General features: G+C 71.1%; 23 protein-coding genes. 11 read left to right on the forward strand and 12 right to left on the reverse strand.

The annotated features are described in order from the left end of the window. Positions 1-51 precede the first annotated feature (51 nt). Entirely contained in the window at positions 52-354 is a 303-nt protein-coding gene (locus tag GA0070619_RS15280) for a helix-turn-helix domain-containing protein (RefSeq protein ID WP_088948691.1), read from the forward strand. Positions 355-955: 601 nt separating this feature from the next. Here the strand turns inward: GA0070619_RS15280 and GA0070619_RS15290 are convergent. Continuing rightward, a complete protein-coding gene (locus GA0070619_RS15290; protein WP_088948693.1) occupies positions 956-1,705 on the reverse strand; it encodes a VOC family protein in 750 nt (249 codons plus the stop codon). A 168-nt stretch (positions 1,706-1,873) separates the two neighbouring features. On the opposite strand from GA0070619_RS15290, the gene GA0070619_RS15295 reads away from it, so the two are divergent. From GA0070619_RS15295 to GA0070619_RS15310, 4 genes are read left to right on the forward strand one after another with little or no spacing between them, the layout of a single operon-like run. Next, entirely contained in the window at positions 1,874-2,800 is a 927-nt protein-coding gene (locus GA0070619_RS15295) for a hypothetical protein (protein ID WP_088948694.1), read from the forward strand. Then, positions 2,797-3,249 carry an ABA4-like family protein gene (locus tag GA0070619_RS15300; protein WP_088948695.1) on the forward strand — a complete coding sequence of 151 codons (453 nt, stop codon included), beginning with the start codon at positions 2,797-2,799 and terminating at the stop codon, positions 3,247-3,249. Before GA0070619_RS15295 ends, GA0070619_RS15300 begins: the two co-directional genes overlap by 4 nt. Before the next feature lie 4 nt (positions 3,250-3,253). Further along, positions 3,254-4,564: a sensor histidine kinase gene (locus tag GA0070619_RS15305; protein ID WP_088948696.1), complete on the forward strand. Its 1,311-nt coding sequence runs from the start codon at positions 3,254-3,256 to the stop codon at positions 4,562-4,564. Next, on the forward strand, positions 4,561-5,187 hold the full coding sequence (locus GA0070619_RS15310; RefSeq protein WP_088948697.1) for a response regulator transcription factor: 627 nt from the start codon (positions 4,561-4,563) through the stop codon (positions 5,185-5,187). The genes GA0070619_RS15305 and GA0070619_RS15310 overlap by 4 nt, the downstream gene beginning before the upstream one ends. Before the next feature lie 2 nt (positions 5,188-5,189). Here the strand turns inward: GA0070619_RS15310 and GA0070619_RS15315 are convergent, their stop codons facing one another. Continuing rightward, the gene (locus tag GA0070619_RS15315; protein WP_157744004.1) at positions 5,190-5,906 is read right to left on the reverse strand and encodes a YoaK family protein; all 717 of its coding nucleotides are present in this window, start codon (positions 5,904-5,906) and stop codon (positions 5,190-5,192) included. A gap of 70 nt (positions 5,907-5,976) precedes the next feature. Between GA0070619_RS15315 and GA0070619_RS15320 the strand changes: the two genes are divergently transcribed. Continuing rightward, positions 5,977-6,657, forward strand: a complete 681-nt coding sequence (locus GA0070619_RS15320; RefSeq protein ID WP_172862048.1) for a GntR family transcriptional regulator — start codon at positions 5,977-5,979, stop codon at positions 6,655-6,657. On the opposite strand, the gene GA0070619_RS15325 is transcribed toward GA0070619_RS15320, so the two are convergent. The 8 genes from GA0070619_RS15325 to nhaA form a co-directional block, all read right to left on the reverse strand. Further along, complete coding sequence (locus GA0070619_RS15325) at positions 6,654-8,444, reverse strand: gamma-glutamyltransferase family protein (RefSeq protein ID WP_088948699.1); 1,791 nt, start codon at positions 8,442-8,444, stop codon at positions 6,654-6,656. The genes GA0070619_RS15320 and GA0070619_RS15325 overlap by 4 nt on opposite strands. After that, positions 8,441-9,442 (reverse strand): ABC transporter ATP-binding protein, encoded by a 1,002-nt coding sequence (locus tag GA0070619_RS15330; RefSeq protein WP_088948700.1) that lies wholly within the window; start codon positions 9,440-9,442, stop codon positions 8,441-8,443. The genes GA0070619_RS15325 and GA0070619_RS15330 overlap by 4 nt, the downstream gene beginning before the upstream one ends. Next, positions 9,439-10,464, reverse strand: a complete 1,026-nt coding sequence (locus tag GA0070619_RS15335) for an ABC transporter ATP-binding protein (protein ID WP_088948701.1) — start codon at positions 10,462-10,464, stop codon at positions 9,439-9,441. Before GA0070619_RS15335 ends, GA0070619_RS15330 begins: the two co-directional genes overlap by 4 nt. Then, on the reverse strand, positions 10,461-11,345 hold the full coding sequence (locus tag GA0070619_RS15340) for an ABC transporter permease (RefSeq protein WP_088948702.1): 885 nt from the start codon (positions 11,343-11,345) through the stop codon (positions 10,461-10,463). The genes GA0070619_RS15335 and GA0070619_RS15340 overlap by 4 nt, the downstream gene beginning before the upstream one ends. Then, the gene (locus GA0070619_RS15345) at positions 11,342-12,298 is read right to left on the reverse strand and encodes an ABC transporter permease (protein ID WP_088948703.1); all 957 of its coding nucleotides are present in this window, start codon (positions 12,296-12,298) and stop codon (positions 11,342-11,344) included. The genes GA0070619_RS15340 and GA0070619_RS15345 overlap by 4 nt, the downstream gene beginning before the upstream one ends. A gap of 6 nt (positions 12,299-12,304) precedes the next feature. Further along, complete coding sequence (locus GA0070619_RS15350; RefSeq protein ID WP_088948704.1) at positions 12,305-13,978, reverse strand: ABC transporter substrate-binding protein; 1,674 nt, start codon at positions 13,976-13,978, stop codon at positions 12,305-12,307. Between the two features lie 147 nt (positions 13,979-14,125). Beyond that, complete coding sequence (locus GA0070619_RS15355) at positions 14,126-15,325, reverse strand: MFS transporter (protein ID WP_088948705.1); 1,200 nt, start codon at positions 15,323-15,325, stop codon at positions 14,126-14,128. Positions 15,326-15,448: 123 nt separating this feature from the next. Next, on the reverse strand, positions 15,449-17,383 hold the full coding sequence (gene nhaA / locus GA0070619_RS15360; RefSeq protein ID WP_088948706.1) for a Na+/H+ antiporter NhaA: 1,935 nt from the start codon (positions 17,381-17,383) through the stop codon (positions 15,449-15,451). A 171-nt stretch (positions 17,384-17,554) separates the two neighbouring features. On the opposite strand from nhaA, the gene GA0070619_RS15365 reads away from it, so the two are divergent. The 5 genes from GA0070619_RS15365 (at position 17,555) to GA0070619_RS34095 (ending at position 20,182) form a co-directional block, all read left to right on the forward strand. Beyond that, positions 17,555-17,953, forward strand: a complete 399-nt coding sequence (locus GA0070619_RS15365) for a hypothetical protein (RefSeq protein ID WP_088951823.1) — start codon at positions 17,555-17,557, stop codon at positions 17,951-17,953. Further along, entirely contained in the window at positions 17,940-18,284 is a 345-nt protein-coding gene (locus GA0070619_RS15370; RefSeq protein WP_088948707.1) for a type VII secretion target, read from the forward strand. The genes GA0070619_RS15365 and GA0070619_RS15370 overlap by 14 nt, the downstream gene beginning before the upstream one ends. Further along, complete coding sequence (locus GA0070619_RS15375) at positions 18,281-19,426, forward strand: WXG100 family type VII secretion target (protein WP_231927430.1); 1,146 nt, start codon at positions 18,281-18,283, stop codon at positions 19,424-19,426. The genes GA0070619_RS15370 and GA0070619_RS15375 overlap by 4 nt, the downstream gene beginning before the upstream one ends. Then, on the forward strand, positions 19,426-19,710 hold the full coding sequence (locus tag GA0070619_RS15380) for a hypothetical protein (protein WP_088948708.1): 285 nt from the start codon (positions 19,426-19,428) through the stop codon (positions 19,708-19,710). The genes GA0070619_RS15375 and GA0070619_RS15380 overlap by 1 nt, the downstream gene beginning before the upstream one ends. A gap of 253 nt (positions 19,711-19,963) precedes the next feature. Next, positions 19,964-20,182 (forward strand): DUF4926 domain-containing protein, encoded by a 219-nt coding sequence (locus tag GA0070619_RS34095; protein WP_088948709.1) that lies wholly within the window; start codon positions 19,964-19,966, stop codon positions 20,180-20,182. Positions 20,183-20,270: 88 nt separating this feature from the next. On the opposite strand, the gene GA0070619_RS15390 is transcribed toward GA0070619_RS34095, so the two are convergent. Next, positions 20,271-20,891 carry a hypothetical protein gene (locus GA0070619_RS15390; RefSeq protein WP_157744006.1) on the reverse strand — a complete coding sequence of 207 codons (621 nt, stop codon included), beginning with the start codon at positions 20,889-20,891 and terminating at the stop codon, positions 20,271-20,273. Positions 20,892-20,992: 101 nt separating this feature from the next. Continuing rightward, the gene (locus GA0070619_RS15395; RefSeq protein WP_088948711.1) at positions 20,993-26,974 is read right to left on the reverse strand and encodes a DUF4011 domain-containing protein; all 5,982 of its coding nucleotides are present in this window, start codon (positions 26,972-26,974) and stop codon (positions 20,993-20,995) included. Position 26,975 lies beyond the last annotated feature (1 nt).

Below are 26,975 nucleotides of genomic sequence, written 5' to 3' on the forward strand. Positions count from 1 at the left end.
GCACTTCCAATAACTATCCCGGCCATATTATCCCGGTACTAGAATCGGGCCATGGTCAGGTTGCCGCTCACTCCCGAAGAGGTCGAACGCGGACAGCGGCTCGGCGCCCTGCTGCGTCGAGCCCGGGGGGACCGTTCGATGCTCCTCACCGCACTGGACGCGGGTGTCTCGCCGGAGACCCTCCGAAAGATCGAGTCCGGCCGCATCGCCACCCCCGCCTTCCCGACCATCGCCGCCATCGCCGACGTCCTCGGCCTCTCCCTGGACGCGGTGTGGTCGGAGATCAACCACTCCGACGAGGGGGCCGGGCTGCCTGGCTCAGGCCGCGACACGGTCGAGCGGTTGGCCTCGTAAGGCCCGACACGCGCCAAGATCCGCACAGGAACAGGGAAAGTGCTGCCTCACTCGCCGCCGAGGCACGTACATCCCTGAAGTTGTGCAGATCTTGGGCGATGCGGAACGTGTTGCGCTCCGGCTCGGCACGCTAGCGAAGATGGTGGCGTTTCCGGGCCACCGGGTGGGACGCTCGGCGGGTGATCCGTCGACACTTCGTCTGGCTTGGCTTGGCGATCGGGCTGCTCGCCGGTTGCTCCGAGCCGCCGTACCGATTCCCGGATCGAAGCGCGGTCGACGTTCAGGCCGAGGAGGAGCGTCTCGCGACGCTCCTCCCCAGCGTATTGCTCGGAGGACCGGGCACCTGCAAGGTCCGCCTGCTCGGGCGGGACGCCTCGTCCTCGTTCGCCTGGGCGCACTGCGAAGCCCTGGGCCCAGGGCTCGTCTCCGGTGTCTCGACACCGGTACGGGTGGACGGCGACCGCGTCACACAGCCCGGCGACGGGAGTGAATACCCCCCGAGCGTGCGTCGAATGTTCCCGGAGCGGTTGGCAGAAGCTGTCCTCGACGATGACGGCAGTCTGCGCCCTTGAGCGATGCGGTCGCAGGGTCCGTCGGATGATCAGGTCCCTGCGGCCAGCCACGGCGTGAGGACGGCCGGGTCGGCGACGAACTGCTCCACCTGCGTACGCTCCGGCTCGGTCAGGGTCAGCGCCTGGAGGCGGGCGCCCCACTCGGGGACGCGCTCCGCCTTCCCCAACGCCACCGACAGCTCGATCAGGGCGGCCAACGCCATCGCCTGCTCGACCACCGGCGCGTCGTCGGCGCGGCGGCGCATTCCGGAGTCGAGCGCCCGGTAGGCAGCTCGATCGTCCATCTTGAACTCGCGCAGGATCCGCGCGTTGTCGAGCACCCGCGCCAGGCCCTGCAGCTCGGCCGACCCGCCGTACTCCAGGTCCTCCGGCTCGTCGCGCTGGATGAAGGTGATGGTGTTGCCCGACGGGTCGACGATGCTGAACCGCGACGCCCCGGCGCGGTAGCGGGTCATCCGGGGTAAACCCTTGACCAGCACCTTGCCGTAGCTGCGACGCATCGTCTCGGCGAACGTCGCGTGGTACGGCGCGACCGCGTCGACCATCACCAGGCAGCCGCCGGACGTCTCCTTCGTCGGGTCCAGGTCCTTGGGCGCGGGGCCGTAGTGCAGTTGGAACCCACTCCACTGCAAGGCCAGGTACACGTACGGCTTGAGCTGCTTGTAGGTCACCTCGAACCCGAGCGCCTGCCAGAACGCCAGGGTCTCCTCCGGCGCGGGGCAGGGCAGCAGCGGCAGTGTCGTCTCGTTCGGCCGGACGCGATCCTCTGTGGTCGTCACTGTTCGCTCCCCGTGTGGTCGGCAGACCGGCCATTGTGCCAGCGCCGGCGACGGTTTTCGGCGGGATTCGCCTCCTACCCAGGGAGGAGACCCCGCTCCGACCGCCGGCCACAACCGGGGCTCGCGGTCGGACGCGACCGGCGGGCACTGTCGCGACCATCTACAGACATGACAATCGATCTGCGCCGGGCGGCACGCTGGCACCGCCCACTGATGTTCCTCGTGTACGCGATGGCGGCGCTCGCCGTCGTCTGCGCGGTCGGCATCGTCGTCGACCCACGCGTCCTGGTCGGGGCGCCGATCTGGCTCAAGCCGTTCAAGTTCGCGGTGTCCTTCGTGCTGTACGGCGTGACCCTCGCGTGGATGCTCTCTTTGCTGCCCCGTCGGAGCCGGCTCGCGGAGCGGATGGCCACCCTCATCGTCGCCGTCGCCGCGGTCGAGAACGTGGTGATCGTCGGACAGGTGGTGCGTGGGCAGACCAGCCACTTCAACGACAGCACCCCGCTGAACACCGCCCTCTTCGCGGCGATGGGCGCGGCGATCGGCGTGCTGTTCTTCGCGCACCTCGTCCTGGGGATCGTGGTGTTGATCCGCCGGATTCCCGACCTGGTGGCCCGACGCGCGGTCGGCTGGGGTCTGGGCCTGTCGCTGCTGGGCATGGCGGCGGCGGTGCCGATGGCACTGCCCGGTCAGGATCCGGGGATCGAGGGGGTCGCCGGGGCGCACAGCGTGGGTGTGCCGGACGGTGGGGCGGGTCTGCCACTGGTTGGATGGAGCACCATGGGCGGAGACCTGCGGATCGGGCACTTCGTGGGGTTGCACGCCCTCCAGGCGCTGCCGCTCCTGGCGATCCTGCTGAACCGGTTCGCGACACGCTTGGACGAGCGCACCCGGGCACGGCTCGTGGTCGTGGCGGGCGCGGCGTACGGCGTACTCACTGTGATGTTGACCTGGCAGGCAGTGCGTGGGCAGGCGCTGCTGCGGCCGGACGCTGTCACCCTCGCCGCGGTCGCGGCCCTGGTGGTCGCGACGGCGACCGCCGCCGCTCTGGTGCTGGCCCGGCGGCGCCGCTCCGACCTGGCGTTGGCCGCATGACCGAGATGCTGTTCGTCCTGACGTTCGCGGTGGCCGCGCCGTTCTGGGCCATGATGATCCTGCTGCCGCGATGGTCCTGGACCGCCCGCGTCATCTCCTCACCGCTGATCGTGCTGCCGGTGGTGGTGATCTACGCGCTGCTGGTGATCCCGGCCTTCGGCGACGTGCTGCCGGCGGTCGCGTCGCCGACCCTGACGGGGGTGCGCGACCTGCTCGGCACCTCCGACGGGGCGGCGGCGGGCTGGGCGCACATGATCGCGTTCGATCTGTTCGTCGGGCGTTGGGCATGGTTGGACAGCCGCGAACGGGGGGTGCCGGCGCTGGTGATGGCTCCGGTGCTGCTGCTGACCATCCTGCTCGGCCCGCTCGGCCTGGCCGCCTATCTCGCGGTCCGCACCCGGTGGCGGTTGCCGGAGGGCGCTGCCACCGAGCCACAGCACCTAGGCTGAGCCCGTGCGCTGGCTGGGTCGGCTGTTCAACACGCGCGACACGCTCGTGCGGCTCACGCTGCTCGACCTCGCCGGGGTGGGCTACCTGGTCTTCTGCACCCAGGCGGGGCGCACGCCGACGGTGACACAGTGGATCCTCGCGGTGGGCGCGTTCGCTGCGGCGCTGCTGCTGCACCGTCGGCCGGTCGCCAACATGGTGGTGCAGGCCGTGTTGCTGGCCGCGGCGATCGCCCTGCTCGACGACATCATGATCAATCAGGTCGGTGCCAGCTGGGCGTTGATCGAGATCACCATCGGGGCGTACCGCGCCCGCACCATCGGGTTGGCCGCCGGGCTGCTGGCCGTGGTCGACCTGACCAACACGATCGGCGATCCGGCCGACCGGGTCGCCGCCGGCGTCGTCGGCCTGGCCCTGGAGGTCGGCATACCGTTGCTGCTCGGCCTGGTCATCCGCGCCAACTGGAATCTCGCCCGGCAGGCCCAGGAACGCGCCGTCGCCGAGCAACGGCAGCACGAGTCGGAGAGCCGCGCGGCACGGGCCGACGAACGCAGCGCCATCGCCCGCGAGCTGCACGACGTCGTCGCGCACCACGTCGCGTCGATGGTGCTGCGGGTCGGCGTGGCCCGGCACGTGCTCACCGACCTGGATCCCCGGGTCGGTGAGGTGTTCGACGACGTGCACGGCACGGGCACCGCGGCCCTGGGGGAGCTGCGCCGGCTGGTCGCGGTGCTGCGCGACCCCGACGGGGTACGCGGCGACGCGGCGCTGACCGCGATCGAGCCCTCCGCGTTGCCGGCGGCGATCGGCGCGGCGATCGACAGGGCCCGTCAGGCCGGCATCACCGTGGAGGCCGACCTGGACCCGGCGATCGGTTCGCTCGACGCGGTGCGCGGCATGGCGGTGCTGCGGCTGACCCAGGAGGCACTGACCAACGTGGCCAAACACGCAGGTACGTCCGCGGTGGCGCACCTCGTGGTCGCCGTCCGCGACGGCGTCGTGCACTGGGAGGTCGCCGACACCGGTCGCGGCGGGGCGCCGACGGGTGTGCCGACCGGCGGCGGCCTGTTGGCCGGTGTGCCGACCGGCGGCGGCCTGTTGGCCGGTGTGCCGAGCGGCGGCGGGCACGGCATCACCGGGATGCGCGAGCGCGTCGAGGTCCTCGGCGGCCGGTTGGAGGCGGGCCCGTCCGGCACCGGGTGGCGGGTGCGTACCGCCCTCCCGGCCGTGGTGGCCGCCTCCGACCGGGCACCGGTCCGGTCGGTGCCCGGTGAACGCGGGGCCCCGGCCGACTCCCCCGCACCGGAGCCGGTGTGATCCGGGTGCTGCTGGTCGACGACCAGCACCTGATCCGGGCCGGGTTGCGGATGCTCTGTGCGGCCCAGCCCGACATCGAGGTCGTCGGGGAGGCCGACAACGGCCGCGAGGCGATCACACTCGCCGCCCGGCTCCTTCCCGACGTCGTCGTCATGGACCTGCGCATGCCCGGCGTCGACGGGATCACCGCGACCAGCCGGATCCTCGCCGCGCGACCAGCCGCCCGCATCCTGGTGCTGACCACGTTCGGCGACGACGACCACCTCTACCCCGCGCTGACCGCCGGCGCCTGCGGGTTCCTGCTCAAGGACGCGCCCCCGGCCGAGCTGCTCGACGGCATCCGCCGGGCGGCCGTCGGTGACAGCCCGTTCAGCCCGGAGGTGCTGCGACGCCTCGTGCAGCGCGCGGTGCACGCCCGCCCCGAGACACCACGGTCGATGCAGGGCCTGACCGCCCGCGAGCAGGAGGTGCTGAACCTGGTCGCCGAGGGCCTGTCGAACACCGAGATCGGGGACCGCCTCCACATCGGCGTCACCACGGTCAAGACCCACATCACCAGCCTGATGACCAAGACCGACAGCCCCAACCGGGTCCGCCTGGCCCTGTTCGCCCGGGGTGTCTGACGTCAGGCCCGCATCCGGGCGGACACGCCGATGACGAGCACCAGCGGCACGATCAGCAGCGCCGGGGCGACGACCGGCAGGTGCAGGGCGACCAGTGCGCCGACGGCGGCGCCGACCATGAGGGCCAGCAACACCTGGGCCTTGGGGCGCAGGCTGTCCCACGGGCTGCGCGCGGCGACGCCGGCGATCAGGCTGGTGAGCGTGCCGGTCAGATACGTCGACGACAGGCCGGGCACGCCGAACCGTTGGATGGCGCTGCTCTGCACGCCCAGCGCCACCGCCGACAGCATGAGCAGCGCGAGGTGGACACGCGCGTCGGCGGTGTGCAGCGTGACTTCCCAGACGACGAGGAACACGACGAACACCAGCAGTTCCAGGACGAGCGCCCAGGTGACCCGCCGGGGCCAGACCCTGTCGCCCGGTCGTGCCGAGCCGACGACGCGGGCGCCGGCGAGGACACCGACGATGAAGCTGACGATGGCGCTGCCGGACGTCAGGGCCAGCTCGGCGTCACCTCGGCCCGCCGAGAGTCCGAGCAGGACCATGTTGCCGGTCATGACGCTGGCGAAGGCGCCGCCGAGGGAGAGGAACCCGATGGCGTCGGCGCAACCGGTCAGGAAGGTGAGCACGACGACGAGCGCGTGCCGTCGACGCACGAGGCGCGGGTCCTGCTGAGCCGCGGGGCGGGGCTGGATGACGTTGGGCACTGTGCTCGACACTGTCGGCCACCCTCCAGGGATTGTTCTTCGTATACACTTTGTCCGGACAGGTTCACGGAGAGGCGACCAGGTGGCTGAAGATCTGCGGGACAAGCTCGGCGCGCAACACCTGCCGCTACGCGATCAGGTCCTCGCCGCCCTGCGCACCGCCATCATCGACGGCAACTACCTTCCCGGTGAACGGCTCACCGAGGACCGGCTGGCGGAAGACTTCGGCGTCTCCCGCAACCCCGTCCGGGAGGCCCTGCGCGTCGCTGAGGCGGAAGGCTTCGTCGTGATCCTCCCCCGCCGGGGAGCGGTCGTCGCCTCACCGAGCAGCGGCACCATCGCCGACATGTTCGCCGTCCGCGTACGCCTGGAGACGCTGGCCGCCCGGCTGGCCGCCGAGCGGGCGACCGCGGCGGACGTGGTGGCCCTGCGTGCCCTGCTGGACGAGGGACGCGAGGCGACACAGCGGCAGGACCTGGCCCGGGTCGCCGAGCTGAACAGCACCCTGCACCTGCGCATCCTCCAGGTCAGCGGAAACCCCTGGCTGTCGTCGATCGCCAAGTCGCTCTACCTCCATGTCCAGTGGGTCTTCCGGCTCGGGGCGGCCGAACGCGCGCCACACTCGTGGGCCGAGCACATCCAGCTCGTCGACGCCATCGAGTCAGGCGACGGCGACCGCGCCGAGCGGGCCGCGCTCGACCACCTCGACGCGGCGTCCGCAGCGGCCCACGAGAACGCCGAGGGTGGCTACGCCAGGCCCTAACGCCCGCACGCGTAGCCCTGCATCCCCCGAGGGTTCGCCCCGGCGGAGAGCACACCCGTCGCCGGGTCGCGGCTCACCGCGCAGAGCCGACCGAGGCTCCATGAGTCGGTGACCCGCACCTCGTGCCCGTACGCCCGCAGAGCGGCCAGCACGTCGTCGTCGAACCGGTCCTCCACCACCAGGACACCGGGTTCCATGTCCCGTGGGTAGAACGACCCCGGCAGGCTGAGCGTGTGCCACGCCGGCGCGTCGATGGCCTCCTGGAGGGCCTGGCCGCCGACGAGGTGCCGCAACAGGAACGGCAACTGCCACTGGTCCTGCTGGTCGCCGCCGGGTGTCCCGCAGGCCAGCACCGGCTCCCCGTCGCGGTGCACCATCGTCGGGCTCAGCGTCGTACGCGGCCGACGGCCGGGGGCCAACGACGAGGCCAGCCCTTCCTCCAGCCAGAACATCTGCAGCCGGCTGCCCAGCGGAAAGCCGAGTTCCGGGATGGTGGGCGAGCTCTGCAACCAGCCACCACTGGGGGTAGCGGAGATCATGTTGCCCCAGCGGTCGACCACGTCCACGTGGCAGGTGTCGCCACGGGTCACGCCGTCCGACTGCACTGTCGGCTCCCCCGTCGTCGCATCCGTCGGGTCGGCACGACGAGCGGCGCCGGGTCGGACGTGGGCCGCCAGCCGTGGCTGCGCCCCGTCGGGACGCCCCGGCCGCAACTGCGCCGACGCGCGGTCACCGATCAGGGCCGCCCGCTCCCGCGCGTACTCCCGGGAGAGCAGCGCCTTGGCGGGCACCTCGACGTCGTCGCCGTACCAGGCCTCCCGGTCGGCGAAGGCGAGCTTGAGCGCCTCGACCTGGGCGTGCACACCCCGGGCGGTCGACGGGTCGTACGCGGTGGGGTCGTCGAGCGCGTCGAGGGTGGCCAGTGACTCCAGCAGCACCGGGCCCTGGCCCCAGAAACCGGTCTTCGCCACCGAGTAGCCGTGCCAGTCGAGGGTGGCGGGCGCCTCCCAGGTCGCCGAGTACGCGGCCAGGTCGTCACCGGTGATCAGCCCGGCGTTCGGCCGACCGCTGGAGTCCTGGAACGGCTGCCGGCTGAACGCGTCGATGGCCTCGGCGACGAAACCCGTACTCCAGGCGCGACGCGCGGCCTCGATCTGCGCCTCCCGGTCCGCGCCCGCCGCCTGGCCCGCCTCGACCAGTCTGCGCAGGGTGCCCGCGTACGCCGGGTTGGTGACCATCTCCCCGGCGGCGGGTGGCCGGCCGCCGCGCAGCCAGAGCGCGGCGGAGGTGGGCCAGTGTTCCTCGAACAACGACCGCACGGCCGCCACGGTGTCACCGACCCGGCCCACCAGCGGGTGTCCGGCGCCGGCGTACCCGATCGCCGGCTCCAGCACCTCGGCGAGGGTGAGCGTGCCGTGCTCGCGCAGCAGCAGGAGCCAGGCGTCCACCGCGCCGGGTACGGCCGCCGCGAGCGGCCCGGACCCCGGGATGAGGTCCATGCCGAGCGACCGGAAGTGCGCGATGGTGGCACCGGCCGGCGCGGGCCCCTGCCCGCACAGCACCTTCGGCGTCGGGTCCGCCGCGGTGGCCACGATGGCCGGCACCTCGCCGCCCGGCCCGTTCAGGTGCGGCTCGACGACGTGCAGGACGAACCCGGCGGTGACCGCGGCGTCGAAGGCGTTGCCCCCGCGTTCGAGGATGCCCATCGCCGCCTGGCTGGCGAGCCAGTGCGTCGAGGACACCATGCCGAAGGTGCCCTGGAGCGTGGGTCGGGTGGTGAACGTCATGACAACACCTCACTGGGATCTGCGGTGCGAACGTCGGGGCCGGTGCCGTCGGGCCGGACCAGGTGGCACGCGGCCATGCCGTCGCCGATGGCCGTCCGCGCCGGCACCTCCGTCGCGCACCTGTCGAACGCGAGCGGGCACCGGGTCCGGAACCGGCAGCCGGACGGCGGGTCGAGCGCGGACGGCAGGTCGTCGCCGAGCAGCACCGGCTGACGCTCGCGTTGGCGCACCGGGTCGGCCACCGGCGCGGCGGACAGCAGCGCCTGCGTGTACGGGTGGGCGGGCCGGGCGAAGATCCGCTCGCGGCTGCCCTGCTCGACGAGTTGGCCCAGGTACATGACGGCGATGTCGTCGGCCAGGTACTCGACAGCGGACAGGTCGTGGGTGATGAACAGGCAGGCGAACCCGATGTCGCGTTGCAGGTCGGCAAGGAGGTTGAGCACCGACGCCTGCACGGACACGTCGAGTGCGCTGGTGGGTTCGTCGGCGATGAGCAGCATGGGTTCGGAGATCAGCGCCCGGGCGATGCTGACCCGTTGGCGTTGCCCGCCGGACAGCTCGTGGGGGTAGCGGCGTGCCACCTCGGCGCGCAGGCCCACCCGTTCGAGTTGGGGGGCGACGCGGGCGTCCCGGTCGCGCCGGGAGATCCGTTTGCCGGCCAGCCGCAGCGGCTCGGCCACGATGTCGCCCACCAGCATGCGCGGGTCCAGGGACCCGGCCGGGTCCTGAAAGACGATCGACACCGCGCCGCGATGGGGGCGCAGTCGCCGTCGGGACAGGTGCGTGACGTCCGTCCCGGCGATCCGGACCGTCCCGGCGGTCGGCTCGACGAGCCGCACCACGCATCGACCCACCGTCGACTTCCCGGAGCCGCTCTCCCCCACCAGGGCCGTGACCCGGCCCCTCGGGATCGTCAGGGACACCCCGTCCACGGCGCGGACCGGGCCGAAGTGCATCACCAGGTCCTCGATCTCCAGGGCGTTGGGCTGCGGCGTCATCGGGTCGCCTCCTGGGGTGCCGTCGGTACCGTCGGTGCTGTTGTGCAGGGGTGCCAACAGGCCGCCACATGGTCCGTGCCACCGACGCCCTCCAGAGGCGGGGCGGAGTCGCGGCACGTCGCGTCGGCGGCCGGGCACCGGTCCGCGAAGGTGCACGCGTCGGGTTGGGTCGACAGGACGGGCACCAGCCCGGGGATCTCGGTCAACCGGTCCGTGCCGGCGTGCCGGCCCGGCTGCGGTGACGCCGACAGGAGCCCGGCCGTGTACCGGTGCCTGGGGTGTGCGAACAGGTCGTCGACCGGTGCCCGCTCCACCACCCGTCCCGCGTACATGACGACCACGCGGTCGGCGATGTCGGCGATCACGCCGAGGTCGTGCGTGATGATGAGGATGCTCGTGCCGAGCCGGTCGCGCAGGTCCCGCAGCACCTGGAGGATGCCGGCCTGGACGGTGACGTCCAACGCCGTGGTCGGCTCGTCGGCCACCAGCACCTTCGGGCCGCAGGCCACCGCCATCGCGATCATCACGCGCTGGCGCATGCCGCCGGAGAGCTGGTGCGGGTAGGTGTCGACCCGCTGCCCCGCGGACGGGATCCCGACCAGCGTCAGCAGCTCCACGGCCCGGGCCCGCGCGGCTCGTCGGGACATCCGTTCGTGGACCTGGAGCACCTCCCCGATCTGCCGCCCGACGGTGAGCACCGGGTTCAAGGACGTCATCGGCTCCTGGAAGATGTAGGCGATCTCCTGTCCGCGTACCCGGCGCAGCGCCGACTCGCGGGCACCGACCAGTTCGACGCCGTCGAGGCGGACCGAGCCGGTGACCCGGGCGCTGCCGGGTAGCAGGCCGGCGATGCTCATCGCGGTGACGCTCTTGCCGCACCCGGACTCGCCCACCATCCCGACGATCTCCCCGGAGGCGAGGTCCAGGCTGACCCCGTCCACCGCCGAAACGGTGCCGGTCTCGGTCGGGAACGACACCGAGAGGTCGCGGATCGCCAGGACGGGCGCGGAGGCCGTGGTCATCGGCGGTCTCCCTTCGGGTCGAGGGCGTCGCGCAGGGCGTCACCGAAGACGTTGAACGCCAGCGCCAGGCCCATGATCACGACACCGGGAAGCACGGCGGCCCACGGTGCCCGGGCGGCGAACTGCTGGGCGGTGGCCAGCATGGTGCCCAGGCTGGGTGCCGGGGGCTGGATGCCGAGGCCGAGGAAGGACAGCACCGCCTCGCCGAGGATCGCGGCCGGGATCGCGACGGTGGCCTGCACCAGGATCACCGACGTCGCGTTCGGCAGGATGTGCCGGGCCAGCACCCACAGGTCGCTCGCCCCGTCGACCACGGCCGCCGCGACGAAGTCCAGCGACTTGAGGCGCAGTGTGTCCGAGCGGACGACCCGGATCACCCCGGGGATCTGGGCGATGCCGATGGCCACCGCGGCGTTGCCGAGGCTGGCGCCCCGGATGGCCGCCAGCCCCACCGCCATGATCAGGAACGGGAACGCGAGCAGCAGGTCGGTGAAGCGCGAGATCACGGCGTCCCAGGCCCGGAAGTAGCCGGCCGCCAGCCCGAGTGGCACCCCGATGACCAGGGAGGTGGCCACCGCCAGGAGCCCCACCTGCAACGACGCCCGCGCACCGAGCATGATGCGGGAGAGGACGTCCCGGCCGAGGTCGTCGGTGCCGAGCACGTGCCCGGAGGTGCCGGGCGGTGCGAACGTACGGGCGAAGTCGGTCTGGTCGACGGAGTAGGGCGCGATCCACGGCGAGAGCAGCGCGGTGGCCGCCGCCAGCGCGAGCACGACGAAACTCACCACGGCGAGTGGGTTGCGGCGCAACCGTCGCAGCACCCGTGCGCGCCGGGTGACGCTGACCGAGGTCTCCGCCATCGGTACGGTGAGGACGGTCATGCCGGATCTCCCGTCACCCTGATGCGGGGGTCGATGACCGAGTAGAGCAGGTCGACGAAAAAGTTGATCACGATGTAGGCCGTCGCGGTGAGCAGGACGACGGCCTGGATCACCGGGTAGTCCCGTTGGAACACCGCGTCGATGGTCATCTTGCCGAAGCCCGGCAGCCCGAAGATCTGCTCGGTGACGACCGCGCCCGAGATCAGGCCGCCGAGCTGGAGACCCACGACGGTGACCACCACGATGAGGCTGTTGCGCAGTGCGTGCCGGGTGATGACGGCGCGCGGCCGCAGGCCCTTCGCCTTGGCCGTGCGCACGTAGTCGGAGGAGAGCGAGTCCAGCATCGCCGACCGGGTCTGCCGCATGATGATGGCGGCGAGGCCGGTGCCGAGGATCACCGCCGGCAGGACGATGTGGTGCAGGTTGTCCACGGGATCCTCCAGGATCGGCACGAAGCCGGAGGCGGGGAACAGCCCGGTCGCCACGGACAGGTAGAGGATCGCGAGCAGCCCGAGCCAGAAGTGCGGCACCGACAGGCCCACCAGGGCCAGTCCGTTGGCGAGCCACTCCGCGGGCCGCCCGCGACGCACGGCCGCGAGCACGCCTGCGCCGACCCCGAGCGCCGAGGCGATGAGGATCGCCAGGACGGACAGTTCGACGGTCACCGGCAGGGCGGTCGTGAGCATCGACGACACGGGCGTACCGGTGCGGATCGACACCCCGAAGTCGCCCTGCGCCATGCGCTCCACGTACTGCGCGAACTGGACCGGCAGCGGCTGATCCAACCCGTAGTGCCGACGGATGGCCTCCAGCGCCTCCGGCGAGCGGTCCTCCCCGGCCAGCGCGAGGGCCGGGTCACCGGGCAGGGCCCGCACGCCGACGAAGACCACGATCGTCGACAACAGCAGTGTCAACGCCGACTGCCAGGCGCGGGTGAGCAGGTAGCGGGCCACTGTGACCTACTTGGCGAAGCCGGCGAAGGCCGCCCGGAGCACACCGTCCGGGAAGACCTGCAGGCCCTGGAGCTGCTTGCTCACGGCGGTCAGGTTGCGCTGCCGGTAGAGGTAGATCAGGGCGTCGTCCTGCTGGAGCAGAGTCACCGCCTGCCCGTACAGCTTCTTGCGCTCCTCGACGTCGCCGGCCTGGCGGGCCTGGGTCAGCAGGGTGTCGAGCTGCGGGTTGCTGTAGCCGGCGACGTTCTGGCTCGCCTTGGTGCCGACGAAGTTCGTGATGTTGGCGTCCGGGTCGATCCGCCCGCTCCAGCCGAGCTGCAGCAGCTCGAAGTTGCCGCGGTCCTGCTCGTCGAGGAGCGACGAGTATTCCACCGGGTTGATCTTCAGGTCGAACCCGCCGTCCTTGACCATCGACTGGAGCGCCTGCGCGAGACGCAGCGTGTCGGGCGTGTTCGAGGCCAGCATCGTCACCGTGTACGGCGTCTGCACACCCGCCTCCGCCAGCAGCTGCTTGGCCTTGGCGGGGTCGTGCGCCGGGCAGGTCTGCGCCTCCGGCGACGAGAACGCGCTCGCGGGCGAGATCGGTGAGCAGGCGACGGCGTGCAGACCGTTGAACACCGCGTCGACCAGGGCCTTGCGGTCGATGGCGTGCTCGAAGGCCTGCCGTACCTTGGCGTTCTGCGCGAGCGGACGGTTGATGGGCTTGGGTGCCGTGCCGATGCCGTCGACGTTGCCGATGTTGATGGTCAGACCCTGGTAGCCGAGGGACTGCGACTGCAGGACGGAGACCGCGGCGTCCTGGCGCAGGGCGGCGAAGTCCTGGGTGGAGACGCTGTCGGCGACCTGCACGTCGCCGGAGCGCAGGTTGGCGGCGCGGATGCTCGCGTCGGTGAGGATTCGCCACGAGATGCTGTCGAGGTGCACCTTGCTCGCGTCGTAGTAGTTCGGGTCCTTCACCACCTCGATCGAGTTCTGTGGCACCCGCTTGGCGAACTTGAAGGGGCCGACGCAGACCGGCGCGGAGGCGAAGTCGTCACCCAGGCTCCGCAACGCCTGGGCACTCATGATCATGCCGGCGCGGTCGGCGAGGGCACCGAGCAGCGGCGCGAACGGCTGCTTCAGTCGGAGGACGACGGTCTGCGCGTCCGGGGTGTCGACGCCGTCGATGGGCCCGAGTTCGCTCTTGCGCGCCGACCGGGCGTTGGTGAGGTGGCGTTGCAGGGTGGCCTTCACCGCGGCCGAGTCGAACGGCGTCCCGTCCGCGAAGCGCACGCCCGGGCGCAGCGGGATGGTCACCGTCCGGCCGTCGCCGCTCGTGGTGGGCAGCGCGGTGGCGAGCTGCGGTACGACCTGCGCCTTCTCGTCGACGTCGTAGAGCTTCTGGCACATCGCCTGGAAGACGTAGCGGGAGTAGAGGCTTCTCGACAGTGTCGGGTCCAGCGCGTCGGGCTCTGCGGAGAGGGCGATTTCCAACTTGCCACCCTGCTTCACGGCGGCGGGGTCTGCCGGCGTGCCGAAGGAATCCTGGCCGGCCGACTGGTTGTCGCCGGACGTGTCGCCGCCGCTGTTCGACACCGGTGAGCAGGCAACGATCGTGCAGACGGCGGCGGCCGCCGCCACTGCGGCCCGGAGCACGCGGGGGCGGGGCAGGCGCGTTTCGCTGGCGGAGAGGTTCGTCATGGAGAGCTCCTCAGGTGGGCGATTTGGGGAGCGTATGTTGTATACGATGACCGCCGCAAGACCTCCGTGAATGGCTTTCGGCAGCCCAGAAGACCGCTGACATCTCCTGCCGACCGGGCGGCCAGCCGCCGGCCTTTCGGCGTCAGCTCAGGGCGCGGACCGGGTCGCGGGCGGGGCCGGGTCACGCCGCAGGAGGCTGAGCAGGACGACGACCGCGAGCACCGCCACCACCGCGCTGAAGACCTCGCCGGCGGGGCGCAGACCGATCGTCTGGATCAGCAGACCGACCCCGACCGCGGGCACGCCCAGCATGGCGAACAGGATGGCGAAGAACGTCGACACCGCCTCGGCCTGGTGCTGCGGCTCGGTCTTCATGGTGATCGTCGCGATGCCGTCGCCGACCGCCACCCCGGACGCGACCCCGATCAGCGCCGCACTGACGAGCAGCGTCGCCAGCAGCGCCATCCACATGCTGAACGCGAGCAGCCCCGCTCCCACGATCAGGCCGACGCAGGCGCTGGCCAGCGCGGCGCGCGAGGACAGCACGCGGGTCAGCAGCTGACCGAACGCGGCACCGGCGAAGGCCACGAAGACCACCAGCGCGGCCAGGGTGTGCGAGGTCTCGTGCAGGACCATGCCGAGGAAGAGCCCAGTTACCGACGTGAGCACCCCGAGCGCGGCGAAGCCCGCACCGGCGGTGATCGCCGAGCGGACGAAGGCGCCGCGAATGGCCGCGGGCACGTGCAACCGTTGCACCCGTAGGGTCACCGGCGAGCGCTCGCGGACCGTCTCCGGCACGCCCCGCAACGCGATGATCGCCAGCACCGCGAGGATCAGCACGATGACCCAGGGCAGCCGCAGCGGGTCGGGCGCCACGTCCGACACGATCCCGGCCAGCAGGGTGCCGGTGGCGAGACCACCCAGGTTCGCGAAGATCGACACAGTGGCGGCTCGTTTCGGATGCCGCCGGTCGATCAACTCCGCCAGCGCCGCGGTCGCCGCACCGATGATCAGCGCTGCGGACAGACCGGCGAGGATCCGACCGACGATGATCATCGCCAGGTCCACGGCGAACAGGAAGACGGCGTCCGCGGCGACGGACAGCAGCAGTGCGGCGAGGATGACCGGACGTCGGCCGATCTGATCGGAGAGCCGCCCGAAGACCAGCAGCCCGACGACCACGCCCAGCGCGTACAACGCGTAGACCACTGTCACCGTCAACGACGAGAAGCCGAACTGCATCTCGTAGAGCGGGTAGAGCGGGGTCGGCACGGTGGTGCCCACGAGCGTGATCCAGAAGGCGAACGCGACCCGTACCGCGCCGGACGTGGAACCGGAGCGTGTCACCCGTACAGCATGGGTCTTGACCTTGGCGGAGGTGCGGCATCGGCCCTAAACGCCCGCATCAGGTGGTGGCGGGGCAGGAGGGTTGGTGCGCTGCCGGCCGACACTCCCCCGCCTCGACCCCCGTCAGCTCGCCGGCCCACCATCGGCGGGCCCGGGTTCCCGGGGGTGGTACTCGGGGCGCAGCTTCGCGCTGGCGAACGCCGCCTTCACCGCCGCCGAGAGCGCCGTGATGTCGTACGCGCCGTAGTGCCGCCGGCCGTTGATGAAGAAGGTCGGGGTGCCCGTGACGCCACTGAGGTCGGCGGAGTCGGTGTCCTCGGCGACCCGGTCGACACCCATCCGCTTGACCATGTGCTCCCGGAACTGGTCGACGTCCAGGCCGAGTTGTTCGGCATAGCCGAGCACGTCGTCGGGGTTGAGGGCGTCCTGGTGGGCGAGCAGCAGGTCGTGCATCTCCCAGAACGCCCCCTGCTCGCCCGCCGCCTCGGCAGCTTCGGCGGCGAGTTGGGCGTGCGGGTGGACGTCGGTGAGCGGCAGGTGCCGCCAGACGTACCGGACGTTGGCGAAGTCGGCGAGCAGTTCCCGGACCACCGGCTCGGCCTGCCCGCAGTAGGGGCACTCGAAGTCGCCGTACTCCACGACAGTCACCGGCGCGTCGAGCGACCCGCGCATGTGGTCGCGCTCCGGGTCGACCGGCAGCATCAGGTCGACGATCCCCTCGGCGACACCGAGCAGCGCGCGCGCCCGCCGTGCCGGCGACAGTCGCCCGACCGAGCGGAACACCAGCCAGGTGACGAGGGACGCCCCCAGTGTCGCGACGAGGATGCCGAGCTTCGCCTCATCCAGGGCAGGGCCGCTGAGGGCATGGGTGGCGATGAGGAGCGCGACGGTGAACCCGATGCCGGAGATCGTGCCGACCCCCACGACGGCGACCCAGCCGACCGGTGGTCGGAACCGGTTGCCGCTGAGCCGGGCCACCAGCCAGGAGACACCCACGATCCCCGCTGGCTTGCCGACGACGTAGGCGACCACGACGCCGAGCGTGACCGGGGAGACCACCGCCCTGGCGAGAAGATCCCCGTTGATCACGATTCCGGCGTTGGCCAGCGCGAAGAGCGGCACGACCACATAGCTCGCCCACGGGTGGTAGATGGTCTGCAGCCGCTCGTTCGGCGACAGCGCAGAGGTGAGCCCGGCCCGCGCCATCCGGGCCAGTTGCGGGGTGGGCTGTTCCCGGAAGAGGCGGAACTGGTCGCTCGCCCGCTGCAGGTCGTCGCGGCCGGGAGCGTAGGCGTAGGTCAGCAACCCCATCACCAGACCCACCACGACCGGGTCGACACCGGACTCCGAGACCGCGACCCACGCCGCCGCCCCCAGCAGCGCGTAGACCGGCCCGAACCGCACACCCAGGGCCCGGACGAGCAGGACGACGCCGAAGATCAGCACCGCGACGAGCAGCGCCGACAGCGAGGGATGATGCGGGTACGCGATTGCCAGCACCGCGATCGCGACCACGTCGTCGACGACGGCAACGGTCAGCAGGAACCCCCGCAGCCGATCCGAGAAGCGTGGCCCGAAGACGGCCAGCGCGCCGAGCGCGAGCGCCGTGTCCGTGGCCATCACCACTCCCCAGCCGGCGGCGGTGGTCTGCCCGACGTTGAACGCCAGATAGATCGCGATCGGCAGGAGCATGCCGCCGAAACCGGCCAGCATCGGCAACGCCAGTCGACGCCGCTCGCGCAGCTCGCCGATGTCGAACTCCCGGCGCAGTTCCAGCCCCGCGACCAGGAAGAAGAACGTCATGAGGCCGCTGTTGACCCAGGTACGCAGGTCGTGTGACAGGGACCAGTCGCCGAGCCGAACCGAGAGCGAGGTGCCCCACACCGACTCGTACGACGACACGTGCAGGTTGGCCCACACGAGCGCCGCCACCGCGGCGACCAGCACCACCCGGGCGCCGCCGGTCTCGGTGCGCAGGAACGAGCGCAGCGGAGCGTTGAACCGACCCTCCCAGGCGGTTCGGCTGGTCCATCCCCGGTGCGGGTTGTCGCTCGTCACGGAGACAATCTTCGTTGACCTGATCGTCGCGTGGTCCGGATTGGGGCACATGGCGGCCGGCCGATACGAGCACGGGGTCGGGCGCGGGGCATACACGGAGCGCCACCAGTTGGTAACGTGCGGGTGATCACGCTGGCTGTCGTCGGCGGTGGTCCCCTGGGGAGGGTCGACATGTGGGCGGACGACGCTGCGCTCGACGCGGCCGGACACCGGCTCGACGAGTGGGAGTCGTCGCTCGCCGAACGGGCGGCACGGGCGAAGACGCTCTCGGCGAGGATGCAGGAGCTGACCGGCACCGCCCACAACAACGACCGGACGGTCGACGTCACAGTCGAATGCTCCGGCCTGCTGATCGGCCTGTGGCTCGACGAACGCATCCGGCAGCAACCCGCAGCGCGCACCGCCCAGCAGATCCTGGAGACCACCCGAGCGGCACGCACCGACCTGCTACGCCAGGTCCGCGAACTGACAGTGGAGTTCCTCGGCGACGACGCGAGCGCCAAGGCCATCATCGAGTCGTACCGCAGTCGGCTGGCTGGTGACGAGGGTTCGAGCGATGCCGACCGGTGACGGCATCCACGTCGACCCGGACGACCTGACCGCCCACGCCGCCCGCCTCGACCGCTGCGCCGGCAGCCTCGACACCTCCCAACAGGCAGGCCAGCACGTCCGGTTGGGCGCCGACGCGTACGGTCAGCTCTGCGCCCTGATGCCGACACTGCTCGACGGCCTCCAGCGAACCCTGGTCGACGGCATCGGCGCCGCCGCCGCGTCGGTGCGGGACACCGCCGGCAAGCTGCGGGTCGGAGCAGACCGCTACCGAAGTTCCGACGCCCACGCGAAGCAACTGCTCGACGGAGTACGGCAGCAGCACCTCGATGAGGTGCGGCGGCAGCCGTGACGTCCAACCCGCTCGTCGCCGCACCAGCGGACGCCCCACCCAGCGCATGGGCGGGCATCTGGATCTGCGAGGACATCGAACTCATCGCCCAGGGCGTACGCGACGGCAGTTGGATCGACGGCAGCCTCGGCGTGGTGAGCGCCGGCCTGGACGCCCTCGCCTTCGTCTCCGACCCGGTCGGCGCCCTGCTCCAGTACGGGATCGCCTGGCTCATCGAGCACGTCAAGCCGCTCAGTGAGGCGCTGGACTGGCTCGCCGGCGACCCGGCGCAGATCACCGCTCACGCCCAGACCTGGCGCAACGTCGCCGCATCGCTCCGCGAGGAAGCCGGCGCGCTGACCCGCGCCGTCCGCACCGACGTCGCCGGGTGGGGTGGCAGCGCCGGCCCGGCCTACCGCGCCTGGGCCGCCGAACAACAGCAGGCCATCACCGGCCTCGCCCAAGGCGCCGACGCCATGGCCGCGATCACCGAAGGCGCCGCCGGCCTGGTGGCCGCCGTCCGGCTCCTGGTCCGCGACGCCATCGCCACCTGCGTGTCCCGTCTCATCGTGTACGCGGGCGAACTCGTCGTCACCGGCGGACTGGCCGCGCCGCTGGTCGTGGAGCAGGTCACGACGCTGGTGGCGTCGTGGGCGGCGCGGATCGCGCGGCTGCTGCGAGGGTTGCTGGCCAGCCTGCGCCGGTTGATCCCGGAGGTACGCCGACTCGGCGACCTGATCGACAAACTCAAGCAGGCACTGGGTCGACTCCAGCGTGCCGGGGCAGACCCGGGCGACCTCAGTCGGGTTCGCGGTCGCGGAGCTGGTCCTCGAATGCCCATGAGGATGGAGGCGGTGACGAGCCTCGCCGCCAAGTACGGGATTGATATCACCGACATCCGGCTCACCATCAACAATCGGGTTTCTGGTGTGTGCGGACTGACGAAGCCTGACGAGTCGGTCATGCTCTGTCGAGAAGCCTTCCGCAGTGAGGAGGACCTGGCCCGTACGCTCGAACACGAGCGGTTCCACGTCGCCGAGCTCCGCCAGGGGCGCCCGTACCCGGCCACCCGTCATGAGATCGACGCATTCGAGGATCGGGCCTACGCCCATGAGGAACAGTGGTGGACCAACCATTCGGTCAGGCCGGAAGGAGCGCACTGATGGCCACGTTCGATGAGTGGTTGACGGCATACGACGTCGTCTACCGCGCGCTGCCGGCGACGTCCGATCTTGCCTGCCCGAACTGCGGTCACCGGACCCTACGGATCGTCTTCACGGCACGGCCCGCTGCCGAGTACGGGTATGTCTCGTTCTGGTGCGACACTTGCCTGGAGGGGATTTACGTGTCTCGGGCCCCTGTTCCGGTCGGTGTCACCGCACGATCGACAGACGAGCCGGTCGAGGAACGCAACCGTGGTATCCCCGACTACCGCCTCGTGACGTAAGAACCCGTTCACCGGCGTAGGCGGCGGGAGCAGGCGCCGTCGTGGCCGTCGTGGAACAGGCAGCGCCGGCCGCCACACAGCGGTAGGTCGCAGAAGATCGGCAGGGCGGACGACTTCGGCCAGCGGTGGAACGTGGACCTACCCCTGACCGGCCCCGATGGCACGGTCACCGTCCGCACAGCCTAGATACTGGAGAGCGGGGCATCTGCACCTCGGATGGTGACCATCTCATTCCCGCCAAAGGAAGGTTGCCATGTTGGAGCTGTACGACGTGGTTGAACTCCGAGAAGCCATTCCGGGAGAAGAACTGCCCGCGGGGGCAACGGGAGCCGTCGTGCGTGTCTTCAACGGCCCCCCGCCTGCGTACGAAGTCGAGTTCGCCGACGCCGATGGCCGTACGGTCGCCATGGTCACGCTCCGAGCCGACCAGGTAGTTCAACGCGGGGCCGGACGAAGCCCAGTGAACGGATAGATCCACTGCGGATGTGATGCCGATCGCCTGCACGCAATCATCGTTGATGATGACTGAATGTGACATCACGTTGGGCGCGGGAAGTCGGCTAACTTGCATCACCATCCGAGACTTCGTGCCGCTTTGCCGCCACCCGCAGCGCTGCCATCACGACGTGCCCTGGGTAGTCGATCAGCGTGGGGTAGCGCCGACGGTGGTAACAGTCCCAATAGCTGGCAACCCGTTGGCCGGTGAGCGCCACGAACGCCGGGTTCTCGGCCGCAAGTCGCCCGTAGACGGCTTCCGTCGGACTGTGTGGAACGACCAGTTCCGGCGCGAGAACCCGCCGAATGACCGACACAATCTCGTCCACGTACTCGCCCACCAACTGCACCACGAACGGCGCCACCCACGGTTGGATCAAGCCGACCACCCGCTCCAGCCGCCGCTGCCTTACCCGGCCATCGTGGTGGCGGGTGTACAGGCAATCGAGCACCGCACGCTGGGTGGCAGACAGCGTCGCCTCAGCGGCAACGGACGGCGCGTCGGAGTAGATCCGGGATGGAATCACGACCGTCTCGCCATCGACCAGCACACGGAATGGCGACGTCGGCGCGTGCGGCGCCGGCGGTAGGACTGCCAACGCCTTTCGTACGTCATCACCTAGACGACGTGGGAAGGCAGCATCCAAGGCTGCCGTCTCACCCAACTCCGAGCTCACGAATTGCACGGCCGATCGTAGCCCCGGCGGCGCCGGAGCCATTACGAGACATCGCTTAGCCGACCAGATGCTCAGCTCACGCCTGTTACCGATACGAATGGTGACTCTCGTCAGCTTCGGGTAAGGCGGCCCTCCTGGTCGAAGCGGAGGCGTCCGCTGGTCACGGCGACGTGCAGCCCGTACCGGAGTAGCTTGTCGATTTTCTCGGTGCGACGGCGGTAGCCGAGCCGTTCCAGGCCGGCGCGCAGCAACCGTTCCTCGTCCATGCTCGGCATGCCCTGAAGTACGTGCACGAAGGCGTTGGCCACCTCCTCGGGTGGCACTTCCTCGAACGCGCGGTCGTTGCTCGCCTGCGTGACCCGGTACGCGCGGTACGTCTGCGGGTCGGTGCCTTCGGGCCAGGCGTACCGGCTCACTGTCGGGTGCGTGTAGAGCCGGCGGGAGTCGACGAGCGACAGCACTGCGGTACGGCGGTCCTCCCGGGTTCGGAGGAAACCGAACCGGGCGAGGGCGAGGCGTGCGAGCCGGTGCTGCTCGATGGGCCCCTCAGCCTCGATGATCTCGCGGAGCGCGTTCCGCACCAGGTCACGTACGCGCCGGTCGGTGGCCAGAAGGTCGAGGTCGGCCTGGTCCCCGAGCGGGGTCGGGACGTACGGAACGAATGGGCTCACCGTGATGGTGTCTGCGGCCGAGGTCGCCGTGGCTGTGCCGGCCAGTGCGGTGACGGGTGCCGAGGATTCTCCCCGGAGCGGCTCCTCGTCCACCGCGAGGCGCGGCTGCGGCAACTCGGCGGTCGGTGTCGGGTGCGGCGGTTCCACATCCGGTTCGGAGCGCGGCTGCGGCAGTTCGACGGCTTCGGGTGCCACTGCGGCCGGTGACGACTCGGGCTCGGGCTCGGCGGTCGTGGGGGCGTCGGCCCGGGTGACCGCTTCGTCGACCCGGTCGAGCAGCGCCGACCGGTCGTGGATCCACGCCGGCAGCCAGAACCGCACGACCTCCGGCCAACCCATGATCGAGCGGAGGAGCGCGGGCGCCGAGTCCCGGTCGGCCACCGTCGGGCGTGCGCTCCAGTCCGGGCCGTCGAGCATGACGGCCACCTGCCACAGTGGTGAGCCTGGTCTACGTACGGCGATGTCCACTGTGAAGTCGGAAAGGCCGTGCGAGGTACGGACCTCGTGGCCGCGGTCGCGCAGCGCTGCGGCCACCTCGTCGCGGATCCGGCTGCGCCGCTCGGTGCGGTCGGTGGCGAGGTCGCCCAGGCGCTCCGCGCCGGCGGCGGCCATCTCGCAGTACGCCCGCAGGTGCTGGGTGCCCAGCGCGGACGTGCGGGACAGGTCGATGTCGGACGGGTCGAAGGACGAGTAGAGGACGACCTGGCGGCGGGCGCGGGTGATGGCCACGTTGAGCCGCCGCTCGCCGCCGGCCTGGCTGAGCGGGCCGAAGTTCAGCGGGAGCTGGCCGGTCTCCAGGTTGGTGGAGAAGGCCAGCGAGAACAGGACGACGTCGCGCTCGTCGCCCTGCACGTTCTCCAGGTTCTTGACGAAGATCGGCTCCGCGACCGCGCCGGACAGGTGCTCGCGGATGATCGGGTCGAGGCTCTCCTCCAGCAGGTTGAGGATGAGGTCCCGCTGCTGGATGTTGAAGGTGACCACGCCGACGGACTGGGTGGCGGTCGCCGGGTCGTGCAACCGCCGGGTGATGTCCGCGAGGATCGCCCGTGCCTCGACCTCGTTGGTGCGGGATCCGCCCCGGTCGTACCGGCCTTCGACGCGCCGCCAGCTGACGCCGGCCGAGCTGGCGGCGCCGGGCGACGGGAGGCTGGAGAGCTTGTTGTCGTAGTAGTAGCGGTTGGAGAAGGCGATGAGTGACTCGTCGTGGCTGCGGTAGTGCCAGGAGAGCCACCGTTGCGGCAGTCCCGACTCGACGGCCTCGCTGAGAATGCTTTCCAGGTCCTCCGGCACCGGGCCGTTGCCCTCGTCGACCTCGTCCACGCTGTGGCTGGCCTGCATGATGCTGCTCGGCGGCATCTGCCGGGAGTCGCCGACCACCACCACGGCGCTGCCCCGACCCATCGCGCCGATCGCCTCCGCCACGCGGATCTGCGAGGCCTCGTCGAAGATGACCAGGTCGAAACGTTGGCTTCCCGGCGCGAGGAAGTTCGCCGCGGACGCGGGGCTGACCAGCACGCACGGGGTCAGTGCGAGCACCGCGTCCGCGTACTGCTCGAACAGCTCCCGGAAGGACCGCCCGCCCCGCTTACGGCGGAGCTCGGCCGCGAAGTCAGCGAAGCGCCCACGCCGGTCGGCAGGGCTGAAGGGGCGGCGGCGGACCAGCACCGACGGCAGCTGCGTCGGCAGCGCGGACCGCAGCTCACCGGCGGCCGCCTCGAACTGGCTGATTTCGTCGTCGTGCAGTTCCGGGTCGAAGTACTGCAGGCCGCCGGCCCGTACCCGCTCGGCGAGGGACGCCGTCGCGACTCCCCGCCGGTAGACCTCCTCGGCGAGATGCGCCGGCACCTCGGCGCGCAGCAGCTGGTCCCGATAGTCGGTGAGACCGGCCGAGGCGAGCACGTCGGCGTGGGCCAGGACGGTCGCCCATCGGCGCAGCGGGAACAACTCCTCGCTCTGCACCTCGTGCAGCCAGGCCGCGCCGTCGCGCTGCCAGGCGTCGGTCCAGTGCGAACCAGCGGCCCACAGTGCCAGCTCGGCCTCACCGGAACGCAGCACCCCGCGCCAGGCCCGCCACCGGGAGGCGATCCGGTCGAGGAGCACAGCGTCCACATCGGTGAAGCCGCCGTGAAACAGCTCCCAGGCCTGCGGGTGCCGGGCCAGGAGCGTCCGGCCGACCCGGGTCGCCTCGATCGCCTCGGTCAGCCGCTCCTGCGCGTTGGGGTCGGTGGGTTGCCACTGCGACAGCCGCAGCCCGCCCACCGCGACGACATGCTGGTAGAGGGCCGCCGCCTGCGCCTGGGCGGCCACCAGCCGACCGGTGGCAACCTCCACCCGCTCGACGTCGAGCGTCGCGCCGGCAACCAGGTGCACCGCCAGCCGATCCACGATGGCCTGCCGACGCTTGCGCTTACCGATCAGCTTCTTCGCCGCCTCCTGGGCCTCACCGTGCCAGGCGGTCAGCTCCGGTCGAGCGAACACGTCCGGCCGGAAGGTGGCCAGCTCACCGGCGAAGCCCTGCCGGAAGGCCGCCAGGTCCGCCTGGAGCCGGGCCACCGCCTCGTCCCACCGTCGGTCGCTGGCGTGCAGGGTGGCCTGCCGGTCCGGCAGCAGTCCGCGTACGGCGAGCCAGGCGCCCGCCTGCAGCTCGCTCACCGTCTCCGGGGCGGGCAGCGTCCGCAGCAACTCGACCAGGCGCGGGTAGGCGGCGAGGTCGGCTCGGAGGCGTTCGAGCTCACCGGCGATCTCGGTGACCGCGGCGCCGTGCAACCCGTCGAGGGTGCGGCAGCCGCTGATCGCCCACGGGTGCGCCGCCCGGAGTCGGGCCGATCGTGCGGCCGCCGGGAACTCCCGCAGTGTCGTCTCGACCTGCGCGCGTGCCGGGGCGGGTGCGTGCAGGTAGGCCATCGGGATCGGGGCGACCGGGCCGCCCCCGTACGCCAAAGTCTGCTCGTAGGCCGACCAGAGCGACATCCCGACGGGGTTGGTGGTGTGCACCTGGGCCGGGTACTCGGTCAGTGGGGCGAGCCGCGTCCGGTAGGCCGTCTCGACGGCAGTCCACGTGCCGTCACCGCCGTGGTCGTACTGGTCGAGCGCGTCGCGCAGCTGCTGGCGGATCGCGTTGAGGGACTGCTTGCGCCCGTGCAGGTCGAGCGCGAACGGCCCGAGGCCGATCTGCTTGAGGCGGCGCTTCACCACCTCCAGCGCGGCCTGCTTCTCGGCGACGAACAGCACCGACCGGCCCGCGCTGACCGCCCGGGCGATCATGTTGGTGATGGTCTGGGACTTGCCGGTGCCCGGCGGGCCCTCCAGGACGAAGGAGTGGCCCCGCTCGGCGCGCACGATGGCCTGCATCTGCGACCCGTCGGCGGGGATGGGCAGGTGCAGGTCGGCCTCGTCGACGGCGATCTCGACGTCGTGCTCCGGGCGGGCGGGATCGTCGAACGTGGCGCCGGAGGACTCGACCAGGTGCCGGACGACAGGGTTCTCCATGAACCGGGGCCAGTGGTCGGTGAGGTCCCGCCACATCTGGAAGGTGGAGAACTGCAACAGGCGAAGGCTGGCGCTCTCGTCGATGCGGTAGTTGAGCCGGTTGTCGAGCAACCCGGTGTTGATCGCGGCCAGGGTCTTGGCGATGTCGATGCCGTGCTCGTCGAGGACCGGTCGCTCCAGCTCCGGGATCCGCACGCTGTGCTTGACCCGCAACCACTCGATCAGGCAGTAGTTCGGGCTGGCGACCTCGGTGCCGTCGATGACCATCGCGTACGGGCGACGGCCGCTGCCGCCCTCGATGCGCACCGGCAGGAGGAAGAGCGGCGCGTACGCCTCTCCCCCGGTCGTCTTCGTGTGGACCAGGGTGCCGATGGTCAGGTACAGGTAGTTGCTGCCGGTCTCCTGCTCCATCGTGCGCGCCTCCCGCTGCAACGCGCGCATCGCGGTCTTGTAGCGGGCGTCGGTGACCGCGCCGTAGACCCGCCGGTCGGTACGCAGCTCCCGGGTCAGGATCTCGGCGTCGAGGTCCTGCGCCCGACGTGCCCCGGCCAGCTCGTGGACGTGGCTGATGTTGTCCTGCGGGATGACCTGCACCTGACGGCCGTCGTGGATGAGGTCATCGAGCAGGGCCAGCGCACCCGCCGGCACGTGCAGGTCCAAGCCACGGCCACGCTTGGGCAGGTTGAGCAGCGGGTTGCGCAGGCTCAGGTCGAGCAGCGACTTCTTCCACTGCTGGATACGCGCCGGCGACCCGTCGGACTGCTGCGGCACCTCCTCGCCCTCGTCGGCGAACTGGCGCAGCTTCGCGGCGGCGACGCCGGGCGGAAGGTCGAGGGACGCTGTTACCTTCGGCGTCGCCTCGGCGTCGACCGCGGCGGGCGCGATCAGTTCGTCGGGCGACGGCAAGGGCTGAATGCCGGAGCGATGGGCCAGGTGCACGTCGACGACGCCCTGTATGCGTTCGCCGTCGCCGCGGAAGTGGCCGAGCCCGACGCGTACCGCCTCGGTGAAGGTCGCCGACTGCGCGCCCGGCCCGATGCGGGTCAGCTCGACCGGCACGGCCCGGCCGGAGTCCACCATTGAGATCAGCAGGTTGGTCTCGGTCACGGCGGCCGAGCCCAGCCGCTCCTCCTCCAGCAGGAAGCCGCCGAACGCATGCCCCGCGCTGATGAAGATGAGCGGGTGCAGCCCCGCCGCCTCCAGACACGCGGCGTACGTGACGGACAGGTCGAGGCAGTTGCCGAGCCGCCCATCGAGCACGGCTGCGGTGGTGCGTACCTTCTGGCCGGTGTTCTCGAAGGACGCCGGCAGGGTCTGGTAGGTGATCTCGAGTTGGCGCAGCGCCTCGTACACGGCACCGGCGATCAGCGCCGCCCGCTCCGAACCCTCCTGATAGCCCTGCAGGGAGCCCGAGCCGGTCCGCGCGAGCAGGAGCTGGGCGGCAGCCCGCAGGACCGCCTCCACCGCCCGGGTGTTCGGCTGCACGAAGGCCGCCAGGCTGTCGTACAGGGCAGGGCTGTTGAACCACTCGTTGTGCGCCAACACCCGCGACGGGGCGACCAGCGTCAAGGCCTGGCCGGCCGCCTCGACGAAGAGTCGGTAGTCGACCGGGAACGCCTCGTCGGTGCGGTACAGGAGCACGCGGTCGGGCGTGAAGTCGCGGAAGTCGTCCCAGCTCGTGCTCGCCCCGGGCCGCAACGGCGCAGCGAGGGTACGCGTCCACGGCTCGGTCAGCGCGCCGTCCGGGCCACGCAGTTCCAGCGTCAGGGTGACGTCGGTCAGCGGCACCGCACCTCGGTTGACGAGCGTGAGGTGGCGGACCAACGGCACCCGGTTGTGCACCAGGGCGGCGTTGATCGCCGGCTGCACGATCAGCCCAACCTCGAGCTGGTCGTCGTCGGCGGTGAACTGCGCGAAGACGCTGTCGGACATG

This window comes from Micromonospora zamorensis (assembly GCF_900090275.1).
Classification (GTDB): domain Bacteria; phylum Actinomycetota; class Actinomycetes; order Mycobacteriales; family Micromonosporaceae; genus Micromonospora; species Micromonospora zamorensis.